Raw genomic sequence first — 18595 nt, forward strand, 5'->3', positions numbered from 1 at the left:
GTAGTCGCGGGCAGGGCTTGCCCGCGAACATTTGCGGTACTAATTGACGCCCGGATCCGCCACCAGGCGCCCGGCATCCTTGGTCAGCGACTTGAGGAACTCACTCTGCAACTCGGGATCGTTGCGGGTCAGTTCGATCAGGCTCTGCTCCAATTCGCTGGCCTCTTCTTCCAGGCCCAGTTCCGACAGGCGCTTGACCCGGTGCACCCACTGGCTCACTTCGTCATCTTCGAGGTCGTCGTAAATCAGTTCGTGGGCTTCCAGCAGCTTGCCGCGCAAATTGCCGCTGATGGCCAGCGAGGAATCGCTGTGCACGTCATCCTGGGCGTCTGCGACAGAAATCTGCAGCTTGCTGATGCGGCTCAGGTCATGTTCGGAGAACGGACTGTCCAGCAGGTTCAAGCGCAGCACGCCATTGCGGTCGGTGGTGAGCTCGAAGGTCTGCTTGCCGGTCTTGACCTCTACCGGGCGTTCGCTCCAGGGCAGGCTTGAGTATTCCGTGCGTTTTTCCCGCTCGACTTCATCAATGCCCGCCAGGTTCTGTTGCGCCCGACCGTGGGACTGCACGTTCATGAACGGGTTGAGCCCGGCAAAACCGTAGCTGATCCAGTCCTTGGTGACGCTGTCCGGCAGGTTGCCGAGGGCAAACACGTTGACCACGTTGGCGCCGACGCCTGCCACCACTGCGACCGCGCCCAGCGGAATCTCATAGACCTCCCGCCAGGGTTGGTAAGGCGTGTAGCGGTCGTAGCGCCGCGTGACTTCGAACTCGGTGACTTCGAAGGTCTTCTGTTCATGAATCCGCACTCGGCGTTGCGGCAGCTCAAGCACCTTAGGCTCACCGACATCGATCTGCAGGCTGTGATCGAGCAGTTTGCGCTCGATACGTTCCTCGTGCTCGCTGCGCTGTGACATTTGATTGGCACAGCCGCTGAGCAGCAGGGTGCTGCACAGGGCAGCACCACCGAGGCTTAAGGTGTTTCGCTTGAACATGACTTCTCTATCTGGTGTCAGCGGCGGATGCGAGCCTGAAGGAACGACAGTACGTCAGCGACCGGCAGCGCTTGCGGCTCGGCCTCGGTACGGCTCTTGTATTCCAGGTTGCCTTCGGCGAGGCCGCGATCACTGACCACGATCCGGTGAGGAATGCCGATCAGCTCCATGTCCGCGAACTTGATGCCCGGGCTGGTTTTCTTGTCGCGATCGTCCAGCAGCACTTCGAAGCCGGCCGCAGTCAGTTCTGCGTAGAGCTTGTCGGTGGCTTCGCGTACCAGTTCGGTTTCGTAGCGCAGCGGTACCAGGGCAATCTGGAATGGCGCGAGGGTGTCGCTCCAGATGATGCCTTTTTCGTCGTTGCCCTGCTCGATGGCAGCTGCGACCACGCGGGACACGCCAATGCCGTAGCAACCCATTTCCAGGGTCACCGGCTTGCCGTTCTCGCCCAGCACTTCGCACTTCATCGCTTTGCTGTACTTGTTGCCCAGCTGGAAGATGTGCCCGACTTCGATGCCGCGCTTGATTTCCAGGGTGCCTTTGCCGTCCGGGCTTGGATCGCCGGCCACGACGTTGCGCAGGTCGGCCACGGTTGGAACCGGCAGGTCGCGCTCCCAGTTGACGCCGAAGTAGTGCTTGTCGTCGATGTTGGCACCGATACCGAAGTCGCTCATCAGCTCCACCGAGCGGTCGATGATGATCGGCAGCGGCAGGTTCAATGGGCCCAGGGAGCCAGCGCCGGCGCCGATGGCGTCACGCAGTTCGGCGTCGCCGGCCATGACCAGCGGGCTGGCAACGCCAGGCTGGTTAGCGGCCTTGATCTCGTTGAGTTCGTGGTCGCCACGGATGACCAGGGCAACCAGCTTGCCGGCTTCTTCGGCGTGCACGATCAGGGTCTTGATGGTCTTTTCAATCGGCAGATTGAATTTTTCCACCAGTGCCGCGATGGTCTTGGTCTCTGGTGTATCCACCAGGCGCAGCTCTTCGCTTGGCGCAGGACGGGAGGTTTCCCGTGGCACGGCTTCGGCTTTTTCGATATTGGCTGCGTAGTCGGAGCCGTTGCTGAAGACGATGTCGTCTTCGCCGGATTCGGCCAGAACGTGGAACTCGTGGGAACCGGCGCCACCGATCGAGCCGTTGTCCGCCTCGACTGGACGGAATTTCAGGCCCAGGCGGGTGAATACGTTGCAGTAAGCCTGGTGCATGCGGTCATAGGTGACCTGCAGCGAAGGCTGGTCGGCGTGGAAGGAGTAGGCGTCCTTCATGATGAATTCGCGGCCGCGCATCAAACCGAAGCGTGGGCGGATTTCATCGCGGAATTTGGTCTGGATCTGGAACAGGTTGATTGGCAGCTGTTTATAGCTGCTCAACTCGTTGCGCATCAGATCGGTGATCACTTCTTCGTGGGTCGGACCGGCGCAGAAATCGCGGCCATGGCGATCCTTGAAGCGCAGCAGCTCAGGGCCGTATTCTTCCCAACGCCCGGATTCCTGCCACAGCTCAGCCGGTTGAGTGCTCGGCATCAACACTTCAAGAGAGCCGGCGGCGTTCATTTCTTCGCGAACGACCGCTTCTACCTTGCGCATTACCCGCAGGCCCATGGGGAGCCAGGTGTACAGGCCCGAGGCGAGTTTGCGGATCATGCCGGCGCGCAGCATCAGCTGATGGCTGATGACGACCGCATCGGAAGGCGTTTCTTTCTGTGTGGCGAGCAAAAATTGACTGGTGCGCATGGTAGGCCGTTGTCGGTTGCTGAAGACTAGAAATGACGGAGCATTGTACGGGCGAGATGTGCTGGCGTACAGGCGTGCGGTCCGTGGTGTCGCCCTGAGGCGGGGAAAGCCCCGCACCCCGGGCGTTTGTCAGGATTCTTCGAGGGTGCTGGTGTTCGTCACGGGCCCAGGTGTCGGGGTCGGACCTTCGCGCCGGCTTTCCTGGAACCAGTGTATGGCGATCAGGATCAGCGTCGGCACGCCGAGCAGGGCGGTGATGATGAAGAAGTCGTGATAGCCGAATTTTTCCACCATGACCCCGGTATAACCGCCGATCAGGCGCGGCAGCAGGAGCATGATCGAGCTCAGCAGAGCGTATTGGGTGGCGGAGAACTTCAGGTTGGTCAGGCTCGACAGATAGGCCACGAAGGCCGACGTCGCGAGACCCGAGCTGAAGTTGTCGAGCGAAATGGTGGCAATCAGCATCTGCAGGTTGGCGCCCATGTCGGCGAGCATCACGAACAGGATATTGGTGCCGGCCGACGCCGCGCCGCCGATGAACAGTATGGGCAGGATGCCGAAGCGCACGATCAGCAGGCCGCCCATGCCGGCACCCACCAGGGTCATGATCAGGCCGAATATCTTGCTGACACCGGCGATCTGGTCCTTGGTGAAGCCCAGGTCGATGTAGAACACGTTGGCCATGACGCCCATCACCGTATCGGACATCCGATAGGTAGCAATCAGCCCCAGCAGCAGGAATGCCTGCCAGCGATAGCGCATGACGAAGTCGTTGATTGGCGTCAGCACGGGCGCCAGGCCGCGGCGGCCCATGGTCGAAAGGCACATGCCAGTGAGGGTGATGTAGAGAATGGCGCGCAGGAAGGCGCGGTCTTCGAGCAGCAAGTCGAGCAGGCTGGTGTCGCCGAACAGCACGCTGGCAAAGTCAGTGTTGTAGAGCTGGGTGCACATCGCCGGTACCGAGACCAGCAACACAATCAGCACGAACACCGACGCCAGTTGGTGGACAAAACTGTAGCGTCCGGCGGACAGTTGGGTGCGCAAGGGTACGGGCGGTTCGCGCATGAACAGGCTGGTCAGCAACGCCGGGACCATCAACAGGCCAAACAGCACGTAGGTGCCGGTCCAGGCCGAGTGCTGGTAATTGAATCCGGTGGAGCCAAAGCCTTCGGCAAAGAATAGTGCGCCGGCAGTTGCCAGCAGGGCGGCCACCCGATAGCCGGACATATAGCTGGCGGCGAGGGCAGCCTGGCGCGTGTCGTCGGCGATTTCCAGGCGGTAGGCGTCGACGGCAATATCTTGGGTGGCCGAGGCGAAAGCCACCACCACCGCGATCGCGATCAGCCAGGACAGGTGTTTTTGCGGGTCGCAGAAGCCCATGCCGATCAGGCCGAGAATCACCAAAGCTTGGGACAGCACCAACCAGGAGCGACGACGGCCGAGCTTGCCGAGCAAGGGCAGGCGCCATTGGTCGAGCAGCGGCGACCACACCCATTTGAAGGCGTAGGCCAGGCCGATCAGGCTGGCATAGCCAATGGTTTCGCGGGCCACACCGGCCTCGCGCAGCCAGACGGAAAGCGTCGAAAATACCAGCATGTAGGGCAGGCCGGCGGCGAAACCCAGCAGCAACAGCACGAGCGTCGAGGGGCTGGCATAAGCGGCGAGCGCGGCGCGCCAGGTTTTACGGGGCATGGGCTGGAGTCTGCCTCAAAATTGCGGAAACAAAGCGCGCACTCTAACCGCTGTGCTCTACCGGACGCCAGCCATGGCGCTGAATATCAACACGATTGTTCTGGATACTGATGCCCTCGGCTCGCAAGCGCGCGCGTTGTTCGTCGCCCGAGGGGGTGCCAACGGCCAGGCTGATACGTCCGCCTGCGCCGAGCACGCGGTGCCAGGGCAGTTTACTGTCGCCGGGCAATTGGCTCAGGGTGCGCCCGACCCAGCGCGCAGCCCGACCCAGGCCGGCCAGTTCGGCGAGTTGGCCGTAACTCACTACCTTGCCTTCGGGCACTTGGGCCAGGGTGAGGTAGAGTGCCGTTCGGCGGATTTGTGCCGGGTCCTGAGGTTGGTTCTCGCAGTCGCTCACGTGTTGGGTTCCTTGACGGGCAGGCGCTGTACCGCTGGTAGAGTAAAGCGCCGATCACGCAATGATAAATGAACTCATCACAAATACCCCGGTCAGTCCTTGCTCAGGCTTTCTCTATAGGGATAATGCCGCCTTTTTTTCGCGAACCTGAGGCTTGTCCTTGTTTATGCCGTCCAGAATTCTGCTCTGCCTCGCCGCTATCAGTGCCTGCGCTCCTGCACTCGGCGACACCGTCTGGTTAAAGAATGGCGATCGCCTGAGTGGCAAGATCAAGCTCTTTGACGGCGGCAAACTGCTGATCCAGACCGAATACGCTGGAGCCATCCCGATCGACTGGAAACAGGTCAAGACCCTGGAAAGTGACCAGGAGCTGCTGGTCAAGCAGGATGCCTACACTGGTGAAAAAGCCAAGTCCCTGCAGGCGGCCGATGAGGGCAAGGTCACCTTGGCCAATGGCGAAACCCCCAAGACCGTCGAATTGGCGAGTATCCAGCAGATTCTCAAGCCTAAGCCGGTGGTCGAGGATCTGGTGTGGAAGGGCAATGTCGATGTCGCCCTGGATTATCAGCGGGCGGAAAATGACACCGACGACTATGACGTGGATTTCAAGACTTCCGCCCGACATGGCAAATGGCGTCATACCGCAGAAGGTGAATACAACCGCGAGTTCCAGGATGAGGTCGTGACTACCGACAACTGGCGGGCCGAGTACTCCCTTGACCGCTTCATTACCGATCAATGGTTCTGGCAGGGGCGTTTGACCTACAAGCGCGACAAGGTCGAGGACCTCTCCCGCCAGCGCACGGTCGGTACCGGTCCGGGCTACCAGTTCTGGGATGACGAGCTGGGCGCGTTCTCCCTCGGCTCACTGCTGAACCGCACCGACTACGAATATTCGGACGGCGGCAAAGACAACTTCTATTCGCTGGCGATGAAGTGGGATTACAACCGTTACCTGATCGGCAGGTCGGTGGAATTCTTCACCAATGGTGAAGTCGGCAAGCCGCTGTCGGGCGTCGCCGACTTTGCCCTCGATGCCGAGCTGGGCTTGCGTTACAAGGTCACGGACTGGGCATCGCTCAACCTCAAGGCCGAGCGCGATATCATCAGCGGTTCCGATGATGCCGACTTCAGCAAGACCCGTTACACCGCAGGCTTTGGGGTGACCTGGTAACGCCCAGTCACCTGGCAGAAACTGTTGCCTGCTTGCGGCTCCCGCTGGCGCCGCAAGCAGGTGTCGCAAGCACGTGTCGCAAGCACGTGTCGCAAGCACGTGTCGAAAGCGAGTACAAAATCTACGGGCACAAAAAAGCCCCGCTTTTGAGGGCGGGGCTTTTTTTACTAAATCAGTACAAGTTAGATAACTTGAACTTCTTCAGCTTGCATGCCTTTCTGACCGCGGGTAGCGATGAAAGAAACCTGTTGGCCTTCTTTCAGGCTTTTGAAGCCGTCGGATTGGATAGCTTTGAAGTGAACGAACAGGTCGTCACCGGATTGTGGAGTGATGAAGCCGAAGCCTTTTTCATCGTTGAACCACTTAACGGTACCGGTTTGGCGATTAGACATGGTGTAACTCCTTGAACAAAGATAACTGCGACTCAGGAAGAACCCTGGCCGAGACTGAGTGCAAAGAGCAGGAAAAATTCTTGTAGATGGTTGGATCGAAATTCAACATATCGTGTAGAGATTCTCAGTGACACAAGCAGCACAGTGGCGCCACCTTAACCCTTTTTCCGGAACGTGCCAATGGTCTTTGCGAAGGTTTATCTGTTTTCGTGACTGACGGTGCGCGTGATCGACGCGCGGTATCCGATATTAAAGGCGATCGGCGATTAATGCGTACCGGACTTTGAACCCGGCGGCGCGCCCCGGTAAGATGCCGGACAGAATTTTTCCACCTCGCTATTCAGGACACCCGCCATGAGCATCAAATCGGACAAGTGGATTCGCCGCATGGCGCAAGAGCACGGCATGATCGAGCCCTTCGTCGAGCGCCAGATGCGTGGCGAAGGCGCCGAACGACTGATTTCCTTCGGGGTGTCGAGCTATGGCTACGATGTGCGCTGCGCCGATGAGTTCAAGGTGTTCACCAACATCAACTCGGCCACCGTCGATCCGAAAAACTTTGATGAGAAGAGCTTCGTCGACGTCAAGAGCGATGTCTGCATCATCCCGCCGAACTCCTTCGCCCTGGCCCGTACCGTTGAGTTCTTCCGCATTCCGCGCAATGTCCTGACCATCTGCCTGGGCAAGAGCACCTACGCGCGCTGCGGCATCATCGTCAACGTCACGCCGCTGGAACCGGAGTGGGAAGGCCACGTGACCCTGGAATTCTCCAACACCACCACGCTGCCGGCGAAGATCTACGCCAACGAAGGCGTGGCGCAGATGTTGTTCTTCGAATCCGACGAAGAGTGCGAAGTCTCCTACAAAGACCGTGGTGGCAAGTATCAGGGCCAACGTGGCGTGACCCTGCCGCGCACCTGAGTCAGTCGTCCGGACAGACCGTGGGAATTCCTCGGCGAGCGTAGACTCTATGGAGTGTACTGCCCGGATCCGCGCAAGGCGGATCGGGCCATCGCCCAGGAGTGCCCAATGAAGATCGATCCACGCGTAAGTGCCGAACTGGCAAGGCTTGAGCCCAATCAGGTGGGTGTACTGGCCTGGTCGTTGTTAGCCCATCCGTCCGTCGCCCAGGCTGGCGGCATCCCCGGTCAGCCCGACCCGGACACCCCCAACGAACAACCCACCGAGCCCGGCGAACCGACCCTGCCGGACGAGCCACCTCCCGCACCAGTGGCCTGATTGGTCCGGCTCTTGGTGCATCGCCAGTGAACTGTGGTGAGGGTTGACCGCTGTTCACTGGACGTTCATGCCTCGAAACACCTGTGTTCACCTTTGAAACCTATGGTCAGGTCTGCCGTGTTTTTATCGCGGCGGTGCTCCCCTGCGTGGCTTGAACAACGCTTGAGGCGAGCGGTTAGCCATAGTCGTGAAAAAGGAATTTCCAATGAGTTCAGTTCGATCGGGTCATTTCAGCGCTGACATCCATACCGCCAGCGGCCTGAAGGCGCTTCGGGTAACCGAGGGCTTGCGGTACTACCTGCGCCAAGGCGTGCACAACCTCGAGGCGGTCAACGCTGCGGGGGAAGGCTTCTACCTGTATCTGCCAGACGACATCCAGGCCGGCACGTACCAGCTCCAGGTCGGGTTACCCTCGGTCATCCATGTGACGGGCATCAGCGAAGCGGAGTTGTACCCGCTGGGCAGCCTGACGTTGACGGTCGTTGGGGATACGCAGTTTACCGGTACCTTCAGCGGCACGGATGCCGATGGCATCCGCATCGAAAATGGCAGCTTCAGGCTGGAGTACCAGGCTTAAGCCGGGGCAAAGGAGCGCAGTGGGAGCCAGCGCTCCCACTGACCGCTACTTCAGGTTGCCACTGAGGAACTGCTTGAGCCGTTCACTTCGGGGATTGCCCAGTACATCCTCGGGCGTGCCTTGTTCTTCCACCAGGCCCTGGTGCAGGAACAACACCTGGTTGGACACCTTGCGCGCAAAGCTCATTTCATGGGTGACCATGATCATGGTCCGGCCTTCTTCGGCCAGCCCCTGGATCACCCTGAGCACTTCACCCACCAACTCCGGGTCCAGGGCGGAGGTCGGCTCATCGAACAGCATGACTTCCGGCTCCATCGCCAGTGCACGGGCAATGGCCACCCGCTGCTGCTGGCCGCCGGAGAGGAATGCCGGGTACTGGTCCGCCACACGGGTAGCCAGGCCGACCTTGTCGAGGTAGCGGCGCGCGCGGTCCTCAGCGTCTTTTTTACTCACCCCCAGCACCCGGCGCGGAGCCATGCTGATGTTTTCCAGCACAGTCATGTGGCTCCACAGGTTGAAGTGCTGGAAAACCATGGCCAGGCGGGTACGGATGCGTTGCAGCTCGGCTTCGTCGGCGACCCGCATGCCGTGGTGGTCCTTGATCATGCGGATTGCCTGGCCATCGAGACTCATGGCGCCGTCGTTGGGGGTTTCGAGAAAGTTGATGCAGCGCAAAAAGGTACTCTTGCCCGAGCCGCTGGCGCCGATCAAGCTGATCACGTCGCCCGTCCTGGCCTTGAGCGACACCCCCTTGAGGACTTCATGGCTGCCGTAGCTTTTGTGCAGGCCTTCGATGGTCAATTTGTACATGGAGTGAACATCCTCAAGGCGAAAGTAGGTAGCCGGTTCGATAGGCCTCAAGGCCCGCCACGTGGGCGATCACCATGCCAGCGGTGGCCATGCGGCGGGTCGAGCGGGCATACAGCAGGCCCTCGTTGGTGCAATGGACCGGCGTGACCCGGTCGCTGATCGGATCGATGATCTCGGCGATCAATTGCCCGGCCTGCAGGTACTCTCCCGGTAGCACGCAGTACACCAGCAAGCCGCCGACCGGAGTCGCGACCGGCTCCACCGCCGCCAGTGGCGTGGCCGGGTAGGGCAGGTCCGGCAGGGGTTGGATTCGGCCGTCGATGGCACCAAAGTGCGTCAGGTAGTCGATCAAGGCCTGGCAATCGAGGCTGGCCAGTGGGTGGTTGACGTCGCCCTGGCCACGCAACTCCAGGGTCACCGAGAAGCTGCCAGAGGGTATCGGGAAGTGTTCGCCGAAGCGCTCTTGCAACTGCCACCACACCAGGGTGAAGCACTCATCGAATGACTGGCCGCCGGAGTCAGTGGCCAGCAGGCTGGCCTCGGCGCCGATGTAGCGCGCCAGCGGTTCGACCTGGGGCCAGGCCTGGGGCGTGGTGTACAGGTGGGTGACGGCTTCGAAGTCACAGTGCAGGTCCAGCACCATGTCGGCATCGCAGGCCAGGGTCTGCAGCACCAGGCGCTGGGACTGCAGTTGCGTGGCGGCACTTTGGCGCAGCAATGCCTGACGCAAAGTCCGGCGCACCAGTGCCAGGTTGTGCTGCGGATCCTGGTTGAGCTGGCCTTCGATTTCATGACCGATCGTTTCGCCGAGGTCGACAAACCAACGGTTGAAATTCTGCCCGCTTTCCAGCTCGTAGCGACCCAGGGGCACGTCCATCAACACCTGTTCGAGGCCAATCGGGTTGGCCACCGGTACCAGCACGATCTCGCTGAGCAGGCGGCCCTCGGCTTCGAGTTGGGCCAGGCGTTGCTTGAGGTGCCAGGCCACCAGCATGCCCGGCAGTTCGTCGGCATGTAGTGAGGACTGGATGTAGACCTTGCCCTGGGCCTGTGTCGGGCCAAAGTGGAAGCTGTGGATCTGGCGTGCGGTGCCCGGCAGCGGGGCAAGCAAGTCATGAATCTGGTGGCGCATGTGCGTGAGTGTCCTGCAACGTGAGAGCTAGTGAGTTGGACCGAGAAATGCCAGCCAGCGGCGTTCGGCAACCCGGAACAGACCGACCAGGGCAAAGGTTACGGCCAGGTAGATCAACGCGGCGATGCCGAACGACTGGAACGTCAGGAAGGTTGCCGAGTTGGCGTCCCGCGCGACTTTCAGGATGTCCGGGATGGTCGCGGTGAAGGCCACGGTGGTGGAGTGCAGCATCAGGATCACTTCGTTGCTGTAGTAGGGCAACGAACGGCGCAGGGCCGAAGGCATGATTACGTAGGCATACAGCTTCCAGCCCGTCAGGCCATAGGCCTTGGCAGCCTCGACTTCGCCGTGGTTCATGCTGCGAATCGCCCCGGCGAAAATCTCCGTGGTGTAGGCACAGGTGTTCAGGGCGAAGGCCAGGATCGTGCAGTTCATCGCGTCGCGAAAGAACCCATCGAGCACCGGTTGCGCGCGGATCGCGGCGAGGCTGTAGATCCCCGTGTAGCAGATCAGCAACTGGATATACAGCGGCGTGCCACGGAACAGGTAGGTGTAGAACTGCACCGGCCAGCGGATGTAGAAATGCGGTGAAACCCGGGCAATCGACAGCGGGATCGACACCAGGAAGCCGATGCAGATCGAGGCGCTGAGCAGCCACATCGTCATCGCCAGGCCGGTGATGTGGTAGCCGTCGCTGTACAGGAACGGGCGCCAGTACTCTTGCAGAAGTTCGATCATCGTATGGCCTCCCGGGCACCGGCGGCATAACGCCGTTCCAGCCAGCGCAGGACAACGTTCGACGCGCTGGTGATCAGCAGGTAGATCAGCGCTGCCAGCACCAGGAAGTAAAACAGCTGGTAGGTACTTTTACCGGCATCCTGGGCGGCCTTGACCAGGTCGGCCAGGCCGATGATCGACACCAGTGCAGTCGCCTTGAGCATCACCATCCAGTTGTTACCGATACCCGGCAAGGCGAAGCGCATCATCTGCGGGAAGACCACGTAGTGAAAACGCTGGCCGCGCTTGAGGCCGTAAGCGGTGGCGGCTTCAACCTGGCCGCGGGGCACGGCGAGGATCGCGCCACGGAAGGTTTCGGTGAAATAGGCACCGTAGATAAAGCCCAGGGTGATGACCCCGGCGCTGAACGGGTTGATCTCGATGTATTCCCATTCCAACAGGTCGGTCAGGGACGTCAGCCAGGTTTGCAGGCTGTAGAAAATCAGCAGCATCAGCACCAGGTCCGGCACCCCACGAATCAACGTGGTGTAGCACTGCGCGGGTATGCGCAGCAGTCTGGAAGCTGAAAGTTTGGCGCTGGCGCCCAGGAGGCCGAGTAACACGGCCACCAGCAGCGACAGTACCGATAATTGGATGGTCATCCAGGTGCCTTGCATCAGCAGGGGGCCGAAGCCTTTCAAGCTGAAGGCTGAGAGCCCCAGGTTTTGTAGGAGTTGTTCAAACATGAAGTCAGCAACCTGATAGCGAAAAAAAGGCGCCCATCACGAGGATGGGCGCCGGGCATTATTTGCCGCTGTACAGATTCAGATCACCAAAGTGTTTCTTTTGAATGGTGGCGTAGGTGCCATCATCGTGTAACGCTTTGATACCTTTATCGAGAAGGGCCTTCAGCTCTTTGTTACCTTTCGAGATACCGACAGCGGTCTTGGCTGGCAACAGTGGGCTGTCAACGGGTTTGCTGACTTCATAGTCGGCGCCTTGTGGCGACTTCAAGAAGCCCAGTTCGGCTTGCAGCATGTCCTGGATCGACGCGTCGAGACGCCCGGAAATCAGGTCGGCGTAGACCTGGTCCTGGTTGGCGTAAGCCTTGGTCTTGACCCCGGCCTTGTCCAGCACGGCCTTGGCATACGCTTCCTGGATGGTGCCTTGCTCGTAGCCGACAGCCTTGTCCTTGAGCGATGCGGTATCGGCGGTCAGCCCAGAACCTTTTTTGAACACGAATGAAGTGGGGCCGGAGAACAGCTCGCTGGAGAAGTCGATAACCTTCTCGCGGGCCTCGGTAACGGTCATCGAAGAGATTACACCGTCGAATTTATTGGCCTTGAGGCCAGGGATCATGCCGTCGAAATCGCTTTCGACCCATTTGCATTTGACCTTCAGCTCGGCGCAGATCGCATTGCCCAGATCGATATCGAAGCCCACCAGGCTGCCGTCCGCTGCTTTGGATTCGAACGGCGCGTAGGAGGGGTCAACACCAAATCGCAACTCTTTGTATTCTTTGGCCAGCGCGGAACCCGCGGCCATGCACAACGCCAGTGCAGAAAGGGTCAGCAATGCTTTTTTCATTATTCAATCCCTAAGAACCAATATGAGCGCTTGTGGCGCAGAATTATTGTTACTGGAAAGCGTAAGACCTTATGAAAGTAGCAATTTCCGAACCAGAGTCCCGAACAAGCGTTTTAAAAGATGATTCAACAAAAGTCCTGGGCAGATTCGCGCCCAAAAATGGGCGCGAAGGATTGACTGCACCAGCATGGAGCCTGGGCTGACTGAGCCGGTGTGCCCCAGGCACCGGTCCCCGCGAGTTTACTTTCCGGGCACCAGGGTCAGGCGCGTCTTGCCATAGACCTTGTCGAAGTTCTGCGGCTGCATCGGCAGGCTCTGGTATTGGCCCTTGAGCCACGGTTCGATACCGTTCAGGTAGCTGGGACTGGCCGGATTACCGGACTGACCACTGCCGTTCTGCGCCTGCAACGGTTCTGCCTGAGCGAAGTCGACGATAAAGCGCATCGCCGGAGCCAGGGTGACGTTGAAGTCCTGGCCCCAGGTGTAGGCGGACATGTTCAGGGTGGTGTGATCGCCACCGGCGGACATAGGCGCGCGCACAGTCTGGCCGCGCACGTCCTTCCATTCGTAGTGGTGCAGTTTTCCCCATTGCCAGGCTTTGCGGTCACCGCCCATCTGGCTTTCGCCAGCAGAAATGGCGGCGGCCAGGCTACGGGCAAGGATCGCCGGCTTGTCTTCCTTTTGCGGGGTGCGGGCGTCATCCCAGAACGGGCTGTCTTCGCGGCCGAGCAAATGGTCAGCCTGCGCCGAGTAGGACAACTTGCCGCTGGCAACAAAAGCTTTCCAGGCCGGGCTGTTCTGCGGCCCCAATTCGTCGAGGAAGATCTGCTGCATGCTGGCCTGCAGGAACAACTCGTAGATCGCCGCGTCAGTCGAGGTCGCACTGAGCTTGCCGTCAAAGGCCATCAGGCGGCTGTAGGCCTCGCGTGCCTTGCCAGCCTCGGCGGCGGGCAGGGCGGCGATGGCTGTTTTGAGCGGTGCCGACATGCCGGGCGACTCGAACATTTTTTTCAGTTTGCTGGCAAACAGGCTGGTCTGGTCGTATTGCATGGCGATCATGCTGCGATTGTCGTGCTTACCGCTCCCTGCCAGTTCGGCGATGCGCTCGCCGCGCTCGGGTGCGGCCCATGAATTGGACAGCTGCATGCCGTAACCGTGAGGAATCACCCGCTGGTTGGCGGTGCCGAGCCAGCCTTGCACCGGGTCCTGATCATACGGATGGAGCATCGGGTCGGCGTAGCCGTCCCAGTCGTAGCGGCCTTCCCAGCCGGGGGATGGCAGCAAGCCTTCGCCTTCGCGACGGTTGGGGAAGCGGCCGGTAACCTGCCAGCCGATGTTGCGAGCGTCGGCAAACACCATGTTCAGGGCAATCGCGCGGATTTCGCGGCTGGCGTCCGAGGCTTTTTCCACATTCTGCGCGCGGGTCAGGTCGAAGAACGCGTCCAGGCTCTTGTCGTCGGTCAAATTGGGTTGCTGCAAGGCCAGGCCGAAGCCATTACCCAGCGCAGTGCCTTGGGCGCTGTTGAGCAAGGCGCCGTGGCGGGTTTCGTACACGGCTTCGCGAATCGGTCGCTGGCCTTTGATGAAGTAGGTTTCGTTGCGCACCATCACTGGTTGCCATTTACCCGCAACTTCGTAGCTCAGGCCGTTGCCCTGGTGCTTGAGTTTTTCCAGGAACAGGTCCTGGTTGTCGCCCAGCACCGCCGTCATGCTCCAAGCCACTTGGCCGTTGAAACCGGCCAGGACCATTGGCAAGCCGGCGATGGAAACGCCGGCAGCCTGGTATTTCGGGGCGCGAATCTGCACGAAGCTCCACAGCGACGGCACGCCGAGCGGCAATTGGCTGTCGCTGGCCAGCAGGCTTTTACCGCTGCGGCTGCGTTGTGGGGCGATCGCCCAGTTGTTCGATGCCGTGCCGCCGAGCATGTTCAACGTGCCCAGTTGCTCGCCAGCGTTAGCCACCTCGGCAAGGCCTGGGATCGTACCGTTGAGCTTGATGCCCTGGAGTTTGTCGGTTTCCGCCAACGGCAGTTTTTCGTCCGGATAGGACGGCGACAGCCATGCCAGCTTGTCCTGGGTGACGGTTTGCGCCATGACCAGCGCGGAAATTTCCTGCGGCAGGTTGGCTGACTGACTGAAGTTCAGCAGGCAGAAAATCAGCGCCGAGTCTTCCGGTTTCCAGTATTCCGGTTGGTAACCGGTGGCAGCCAGGTCTGCTGGCAGCTTGTCGCGATAGCGGAACAGGTAAGCGTTGACCCCGCGCGCATAGACTTCAAAGAAGCGCTTGAGGCGAGGCGAGGAGGCTTTATAGAGTTCGTCGGCGCTTTTCTTCAGGTTCACGGCGCGCATGTAACGGTCGGCGTCGAGCATCTGTGGGCCCGACATTTGCGCCAGGCGGCCCTGGGCCAGCAACCGCATGCTGACCATCTGGTAAATGCGATCAGTGGCGTGCACATAACCGAGGGTGAACAAGGCATCGTGGAAGGTGCTGCTTTCGATCAGCGGCATACCCATGGCATTGCGTCGCACGGAGACGTTTTGCGCCAGCCCTTTGAGCGGCTGCACACCGGAGGTCGGCGGTAGCGTGTCCTGGGCATTCCAGGTCTGGCATCCGCCAAGACTGAGCACACTGGTGACTGCTGCGGCAACGCCGAACCGGGGAAGAAAAGATGTAAAGGCTGGCGAGGCCATGGCAAAGCTCCGTACCAAGAAAGGCGCTACGTTAGTGAGCGACCGAGGGCCGCGCAAGCAGGGGCCGAGCTTATTTGAGGGTTTGTCGGATAAATCACGGATTTTTCGACCATAGGCCTGTTTGGCTGCCGTAAATGACGGTATTGAAGGGGGGTATTGGGTAATTGGCAGAGGGAAATAGCGCCATGCAACTGCAGATAAATGCCACCTTGATCCTGATCGATCAGCAAAAAGGAATCCATCAGCCCCGGCTCGGACCGCGCAACAACCCTCAGGCCGAGGAACGCATTGCCGAGTTGCTCGAGCAGTGGCGCGCCAGGTCGTGGCCAGTGATCCACGTGCAGCACCTGTCCCGCTCGCCGGAATCGGTGTTCTGGCCGCAACAGTCGGGCGTGGAATTTCAGCAGCGGTTCATGCCCTTGGCGGGTGAACCGGTGATCCAGAAGCAGGTGCCAGATGCGTTCTGCGCAACCGGGCTGGCAGAGGATTTACAGCGAGGGGGAGTCAGCCAGTTGATTATCGTTGGCGTGGCGACGAATAACTCGGTGGAGGCCACTGCACGAACTGCCGGCAACCTGGGGTATGAAACCTGGGTGGTGGAGGACGCCTGCTACACCTTCGACAAGCAGGACTATTTTGGCCAGTGGCATTGCGCGCAGCAGGTGCATGCCATGTCGCTGGGTAATTTGCAGGGCGAGTACGCAACGGTGGTGACTGCCCGCGACATCCTGATGGCGAGCCGCATCGGGTAATTGTGGGAGCGCCGTCCGGCTTGCTCCCACACGCCTTGGGGCTAGCGCATCAGGCGCCGTGGCACTTCTTGAATTTCTTGCCGTTGCCGCATGGGCAAGGGTCGTTGCGGCCAACATCTTTCAAGGCGTTACGCACCGGTTCCTGGTGAGCGTGGCCGCAGTTTGGGCCGTGCACATGGCCATGGTCGTGATCATGGTGTTCGTGATGGTCATGATCGTGGTTGCAGTCAGGGCCATGGACGTGGGGTTGCTGGGTCATCAGGGTTACTCCGGAATAAAATCGCCGGGAATTATCTCGCCATAACGCGAAAGGTGCACGTCTTTGCCGAACAATAATCCGGTTTGCAGGGTTCCCTCCAGGCGGTACGGGATGGGCTGCTCGGGTTTTTTCAGCAACTTGACCACTTCCCGCAGGTGCTGCCACAGGTTCGTGCGGATCGGCACTTGGAAATACCCACTGCTCTTGGGGTCGACGCTGAACCACTGATCACTCTCGCCCTCGGTCAGCAGGAACTGGCTCAAGTGAATGCGGTATTCCAGGCCGCGGACCGTCAGGTTGGAGTCATTGGGATTGTCGACGCGAAAGTACAGCATGAACTTCTGGTCAAGCAGCCGGGCCCGGACCACCTCGACCTTGAGCAGGTGGACCTGAGGCTCAAGCTCATCGTCGCTGAACCAGGACACGCAACCACTGAGACTCAGCAGCAAAAGCAGGCTGATGCAGTGCAGGGCGCGGCGCTGGTTGAGCATGGTCTGGCTCCCTTTACCCGCTGTACAGGTTCAGTCCCCTAGGCGAAGTACCCGGCACAGCACTTCTTGAACTTCTGCCCGCTGGCACACGGGCAGGCGTCATTGCGTCCGGCCTTGAGCGGTACGGTCGGGTCAATGAAGTACCAGTGCCCGGCGTTCTGTACGAAAGAAGAACGTTCACGGTGACTGTGTTCGCCGTCGCTGTCATGCCAGCGCGCAGTAAAGGTGACGAAGGCGTGTTCAGGTTGGCCGCCGAACACCTCCGAGCTTTCCACTTCCAGGCCTAGCCAGGTGCTCTGGGCGCTCCAGGCGCTGATCGACTGGCGGTCCAGGCCTGATTGCTGGGCGGGCAGGGTGGTTGCCACCAGGTAGTCGATCAGGCCTAGCACATAGGCGCTGTAGCGCGAGCGCATCAAGGCTTCGGCGCATGGTGCGGGGTGCCCGGCATGGTAATGCCCGCAACAGGCATCGAGTGGCGTGCCGCTGCCGCAAGGGCAGGTGGATGTACTCATTGTGTTACCACCAGTATTTTCCGAAATTCTCTGGATTGGCCCAGAACCGTGAGTTGAGCCAGTCAGGTACTTGTTTGTAGTCAAGCAGATCATAGGTGAACAGGGTCAATACTTGTTCGTCGCGCTGGAAGCGTTCGCTGGCTTGCAGGGCCAGGGAGAAGAAGTCGGTGTCCTGCCAGCCGCAGGCACCCAGGTCGGCGAGGACCACGATGCGACTGGCGTTGAGGTTGCGGATCCCGCCGAGCAGGTTCAGGCCGTCGCGCTTGGGCAAATGCTCCAGGCAGTCGAGGGCCAGGGCCAGGTCGAAGCGCTGCGCAGCCAGGTCCGGCGGCAGTGGGCCAGGTGCGACCTGGGCAACGATGGTGTCGGGGTGCGCCAGCTTGAACGCCTGCAGTGCCGGAAAGTCACTGGCACCGATCAGCAGCAGCCGCTTGGGCGCATAACGATCGAGCAAGGCGGCGAGCGCCTGCTGGGGAGTACGCAAAGAAATAGCGGCGGTCATCAAGGATCCTCAATCAGAACTGCCAAGACTAGCCTGCCCGAACGCTCGGGCCTAGAGCGGGTTTGCACTGGATGTTGCGATCGCCCGTAAATACGCGATGAAGCCAGGATGGCCTATTGCTGGCGGATATTAAAACTCGGGTCTTTACTGCTTGAATCGGTCGTACGCCGATCCCTCAGGAGAAAACTCGATGAGCATAGTTCGGACAGCATTACCCTTGGTTCTGCTAACCAGTGTGTTGACTGGTTGCGCAGGTTTGCAGAAAACCGACTGGCCGACCTGTGCGGCGGTGGGCGGCGTGGTCGGTGCGGGTCTCGGCGCGACGAAAAGTTCGGCATGGGCCGGCGGTGGCGCGCTGTTCGTAGGTGGATTGGCAGCCGCTTATTGCTGGGTGCATGGCGACGGTGATGAAGATGGCGACGGCGTGCTGGACAGTCGTGACAAGTGCCCGGGCACACCAAAAGGCGTGCAGGTCGATGCCAATGGCTGCCCACCACCTGAGCCGGTGGTTGAAGAAGTGGTGGTGGTCAAAGAGGAAACCATCGTCATTCGTGATGTGCACTTCCAGTTCGACTCAGCGAAGTTGACCGAAGCCGACAAAACCAAGCTGGAAACCATTGCCTCCCGACTGAAACAGGAAGCCGCTACAGCGCAACTGACCGTCACCGGGCATACCGACAGCGTGGGCAGCGATGCCTATAACGAGAAGCTCTCGGATAAACGTGCGCATTCGGTGGTCGAGTACCTGATTGAAGAAGGCGTGCCACGCGCCAGCTTCGTGTCGGTACAAGGTGCCGGTGAAAGCCAACCAGTGGCCGACAACAAAACCGCTGACGGGCGTGCCATGAACCGTCGTACCGAAATCAAAATCAACCGCTAGTCCCTCTCGCATCCGCGGCTTGTGCAGTCGCGGATGCGGGTCTTTACTCCTGAATGACCGGTATG

21 protein-coding genes are annotated in these 18595 nt (G+C 60.1%); 6 read left to right on the forward strand and 15 right to left on the reverse strand.

Annotated elements, in window-relative coordinates; translation table 11 throughout:
* Positions 1-39: 39 nt before the first annotated feature.
* From PspS04_RS05630 to PspS04_RS05645, 4 genes are all read right to left on the reverse strand, one after another.
* The gene (locus PspS04_RS05630) at positions 40-993 is read right to left on the reverse strand and encodes a hypothetical protein (RefSeq protein ID WP_095166902.1); all 954 of its coding nucleotides are present in this window, start codon (positions 991-993) and stop codon (positions 40-42) included.
* A 17-nt stretch (positions 994-1010) separates the two neighbouring features.
* Positions 1011-2726: a proline--tRNA ligase gene (locus tag PspS04_RS05635; protein ID WP_095166915.1), complete on the reverse strand. Its 1716-nt coding sequence runs from the start codon at positions 2724-2726 to the stop codon at positions 1011-1013.
* A gap of 129 nt (positions 2727-2855) precedes the next feature.
* The gene (locus PspS04_RS05640) at positions 2856-4418 is read right to left on the reverse strand and encodes an AmpG family muropeptide MFS transporter (RefSeq protein ID WP_095166917.1); all 1563 of its coding nucleotides are present in this window, start codon (positions 4416-4418) and stop codon (positions 2856-2858) included.
* 43 nt (positions 4419-4461) lie between these two features.
* Complete coding sequence (locus PspS04_RS05645) at positions 4462-4815, reverse strand: MGMT family protein (protein ID WP_095166919.1); 354 nt, start codon at positions 4813-4815, stop codon at positions 4462-4464.
* Between the two features lie 166 nt (positions 4816-4981).
* Between PspS04_RS05645 and PspS04_RS05650 the strand changes: the two genes are divergently transcribed.
* Entirely contained in the window at positions 4982-5989 is a 1008-nt protein-coding gene (locus PspS04_RS05650) for a DUF481 domain-containing protein (protein ID WP_159994079.1), read from the forward strand.
* Between the two features lie 182 nt (positions 5990-6171).
* Here PspS04_RS05650 and PspS04_RS05655 read toward each other — a convergent pair whose 3' ends face one another.
* Complete coding sequence (locus tag PspS04_RS05655; RefSeq protein ID WP_002554837.1) at positions 6172-6381, reverse strand: cold-shock protein; 210 nt, start codon at positions 6379-6381, stop codon at positions 6172-6174.
* 354 nt (positions 6382-6735) lie between these two features.
* Here PspS04_RS05655 and dcd point away from each other — a divergent pair, with 354 nt between their 5' ends.
* The 3 genes from dcd (at position 6736) to PspS04_RS05670 (ending at position 8197) form a co-directional block, all read left to right on the forward strand.
* Positions 6736-7302, forward strand: a complete 567-nt coding sequence (gene dcd, locus PspS04_RS05660; protein ID WP_003219273.1) for a dCTP deaminase — start codon at positions 6736-6738, stop codon at positions 7300-7302.
* A gap of 108 nt (positions 7303-7410) precedes the next feature.
* Positions 7411-7620 (forward strand): hypothetical protein, encoded by a 210-nt coding sequence (locus PspS04_RS05665; RefSeq protein ID WP_095166923.1) that lies wholly within the window; start codon positions 7411-7413, stop codon positions 7618-7620.
* Between the two features lie 205 nt (positions 7621-7825).
* Entirely contained in the window at positions 7826-8197 is a 372-nt protein-coding gene (locus tag PspS04_RS05670; protein WP_159994081.1) for a hypothetical protein, read from the forward strand.
* 45 nt (positions 8198-8242) lie between these two features.
* On the opposite strand, the gene PspS04_RS05675 is transcribed toward PspS04_RS05670, so the two are convergent.
* The 6 genes from PspS04_RS05675 to PspS04_RS05700 all read right to left on the reverse strand — a co-directional run bounded on the left by PspS04_RS05675 (position 8243) and on the right by PspS04_RS05700 (position 15134).
* Positions 8243-9007: an ABC transporter ATP-binding protein gene (locus PspS04_RS05675; protein ID WP_159994083.1), complete on the reverse strand. Its 765-nt coding sequence runs from the start codon at positions 9005-9007 to the stop codon at positions 8243-8245.
* A gap of 13 nt (positions 9008-9020) precedes the next feature.
* Complete coding sequence (locus tag PspS04_RS05680) at positions 9021-10139, reverse strand: succinylglutamate desuccinylase/aspartoacylase family protein (RefSeq protein ID WP_095166929.1); 1119 nt, start codon at positions 10137-10139, stop codon at positions 9021-9023.
* Positions 10140-10166: 27 nt separating this feature from the next.
* On the reverse strand, positions 10167-10877 hold the full coding sequence (locus tag PspS04_RS05685; RefSeq protein ID WP_159994085.1) for an ABC transporter permease: 711 nt from the start codon (positions 10875-10877) through the stop codon (positions 10167-10169).
* Positions 10874-11602 carry an ABC transporter permease gene (locus tag PspS04_RS05690; RefSeq protein WP_159994087.1) on the reverse strand — a complete coding sequence of 243 codons (729 nt, stop codon included), beginning with the start codon at positions 11600-11602 and terminating at the stop codon, positions 10874-10876. The genes PspS04_RS05685 and PspS04_RS05690 overlap by 4 nt, the downstream gene beginning before the upstream one ends.
* 58 nt (positions 11603-11660) lie before the next feature.
* Positions 11661-12443 (reverse strand): transporter substrate-binding domain-containing protein, encoded by a 783-nt coding sequence (locus PspS04_RS05695; RefSeq protein WP_095166935.1) that lies wholly within the window; start codon positions 12441-12443, stop codon positions 11661-11663.
* A gap of 240 nt (positions 12444-12683) precedes the next feature.
* Positions 12684-15134, reverse strand: coding sequence for a penicillin acylase family protein (locus tag PspS04_RS05700; protein ID WP_159994089.1), 2451 nt, complete (start codon positions 15132-15134; stop codon positions 12684-12686).
* 185 nt (positions 15135-15319) lie between these two features.
* Between PspS04_RS05700 and PspS04_RS05705 the strand changes: the two genes are divergently transcribed.
* Complete coding sequence (locus tag PspS04_RS05705; RefSeq protein ID WP_095166939.1) at positions 15320-15886, forward strand: cysteine hydrolase family protein; 567 nt, start codon at positions 15320-15322, stop codon at positions 15884-15886.
* Positions 15887-15935: 49 nt separating this feature from the next.
* On the opposite strand, the gene PspS04_RS05710 is transcribed toward PspS04_RS05705, so the two are convergent.
* From PspS04_RS05710 to PspS04_RS05725, 4 genes are read right to left on the reverse strand one after another with little or no spacing between them, the layout of a single operon-like run.
* Complete coding sequence (locus PspS04_RS05710; protein WP_064676164.1) at positions 15936-16145, reverse strand: SEC-C metal-binding domain-containing protein; 210 nt, start codon at positions 16143-16145, stop codon at positions 15936-15938.
* Positions 16146-16150: 5 nt separating this feature from the next.
* Complete coding sequence (locus PspS04_RS05715) at positions 16151-16636, reverse strand: LEA type 2 family protein (protein ID WP_159994091.1); 486 nt, start codon at positions 16634-16636, stop codon at positions 16151-16153.
* A gap of 38 nt (positions 16637-16674) precedes the next feature.
* Complete coding sequence (locus PspS04_RS05720) at positions 16675-17148, reverse strand: YchJ family protein (protein ID WP_159994093.1); 474 nt, start codon at positions 17146-17148, stop codon at positions 16675-16677.
* A 4-nt stretch (positions 17149-17152) separates the two neighbouring features.
* Complete coding sequence (locus PspS04_RS05725) at positions 17153-17650, reverse strand: DUF6231 family protein (RefSeq protein WP_095166945.1); 498 nt, start codon at positions 17648-17650, stop codon at positions 17153-17155.
* 190 nt (positions 17651-17840) lie between these two features.
* Here PspS04_RS05725 and PspS04_RS05730 point away from each other — a divergent pair, with 190 nt between their 5' ends.
* Positions 17841-18530 (forward strand): OmpA family protein, encoded by a 690-nt coding sequence (locus PspS04_RS05730; protein ID WP_095166947.1) that lies wholly within the window; start codon positions 17841-17843, stop codon positions 18528-18530.
* Positions 18531-18595: the final 65 nt, after the last annotated feature.

Source organism: Pseudomonas sp. S04 (assembly GCF_009834545.1).
Taxonomy (GTDB): domain Bacteria; phylum Pseudomonadota; class Gammaproteobacteria; order Pseudomonadales; family Pseudomonadaceae; genus Aquipseudomonas.

Bases quoted from the DNA above. Each gene is read 5' to 3' on its own strand.
- PspS04_RS05630 (WP_095166902.1), bottom strand. From the start codon at position 993: ATGTTCAAGCGAAACACCTTAAGCCTCGGTGGTGCTGCCCTGTGCAGC.
- PspS04_RS05635 (WP_095166915.1), bottom strand. From the start codon at position 2,726: ATGCGCACCAGTCAATTTTTGCTCGCCACACAGAAAGAAACGCCTTCC.
- PspS04_RS05640 (WP_095166917.1), bottom strand. From the start codon at position 4,418: ATGCCCCGTAAAACCTGGCGCGCCGCGCTCGCCGCTTATGCCAGCCCC.
- PspS04_RS05650 (WP_159994079.1), top strand. From the start codon at position 4,982: ATGCCGTCCAGAATTCTGCTCTGCCTCGCCGCTATCAGTGCCTGCGCT.
- PspS04_RS05655 (WP_002554837.1), bottom strand. From the start codon at position 6,381: ATGTCTAATCGCCAAACCGGTACCGTTAAGTGGTTCAACGATGAAAAA.
- dcd (WP_003219273.1), top strand. From the start codon at position 6,736: ATGAGCATCAAATCGGACAAGTGGATTCGCCGCATGGCGCAAGAGCAC.
- PspS04_RS05665 (WP_095166923.1), top strand. From the start codon at position 7,411: ATGAAGATCGATCCACGCGTAAGTGCCGAACTGGCAAGGCTTGAGCCC.
- PspS04_RS05670 (WP_159994081.1), top strand. From the start codon at position 7,826: ATGAGTTCAGTTCGATCGGGTCATTTCAGCGCTGACATCCATACCGCC.
- PspS04_RS05675 (WP_159994083.1), bottom strand. From the start codon at position 9,007: ATGTACAAATTGACCATCGAAGGCCTGCACAAAAGCTACGGCAGCCAT.
- PspS04_RS05680 (WP_095166929.1), bottom strand. From the start codon at position 10,139: ATGCGCCACCAGATTCATGACTTGCTTGCCCCGCTGCCGGGCACCGCA.
- PspS04_RS05685 (WP_159994085.1), bottom strand. From the start codon at position 10,877: ATGATCGAACTTCTGCAAGAGTACTGGCGCCCGTTCCTGTACAGCGAC.
- PspS04_RS05690 (WP_159994087.1), bottom strand. From the start codon at position 11,602: ATGTTTGAACAACTCCTACAAAACCTGGGGCTCTCAGCCTTCAGCTTG.
- PspS04_RS05695 (WP_095166935.1), bottom strand. From the start codon at position 12,443: ATGAAAAAAGCATTGCTGACCCTTTCTGCACTGGCGTTGTGCATGGCC.
- PspS04_RS05700 (WP_159994089.1), bottom strand. From the start codon at position 15,134: ATGGCCTCGCCAGCCTTTACATCTTTTCTTCCCCGGTTCGGCGTTGCC.
- PspS04_RS05705 (WP_095166939.1), top strand. From the start codon at position 15,320: ATGCAACTGCAGATAAATGCCACCTTGATCCTGATCGATCAGCAAAAA.
- PspS04_RS05710 (WP_064676164.1), bottom strand. From the start codon at position 16,145: ATGACCCAGCAACCCCACGTCCATGGCCCTGACTGCAACCACGATCAT.
- PspS04_RS05715 (WP_159994091.1), bottom strand. From the start codon at position 16,636: ATGCTCAACCAGCGCCGCGCCCTGCACTGCATCAGCCTGCTTTTGCTG.
- PspS04_RS05720 (WP_159994093.1), bottom strand. From the start codon at position 17,148: ATGAGTACATCCACCTGCCCTTGCGGCAGCGGCACGCCACTCGATGCC.
- PspS04_RS05725 (WP_095166945.1), bottom strand. From the start codon at position 17,650: ATGACCGCCGCTATTTCTTTGCGTACTCCCCAGCAGGCGCTCGCCGCC.
- PspS04_RS05730 (WP_095166947.1), top strand. From the start codon at position 17,841: ATGAGCATAGTTCGGACAGCATTACCCTTGGTTCTGCTAACCAGTGTG.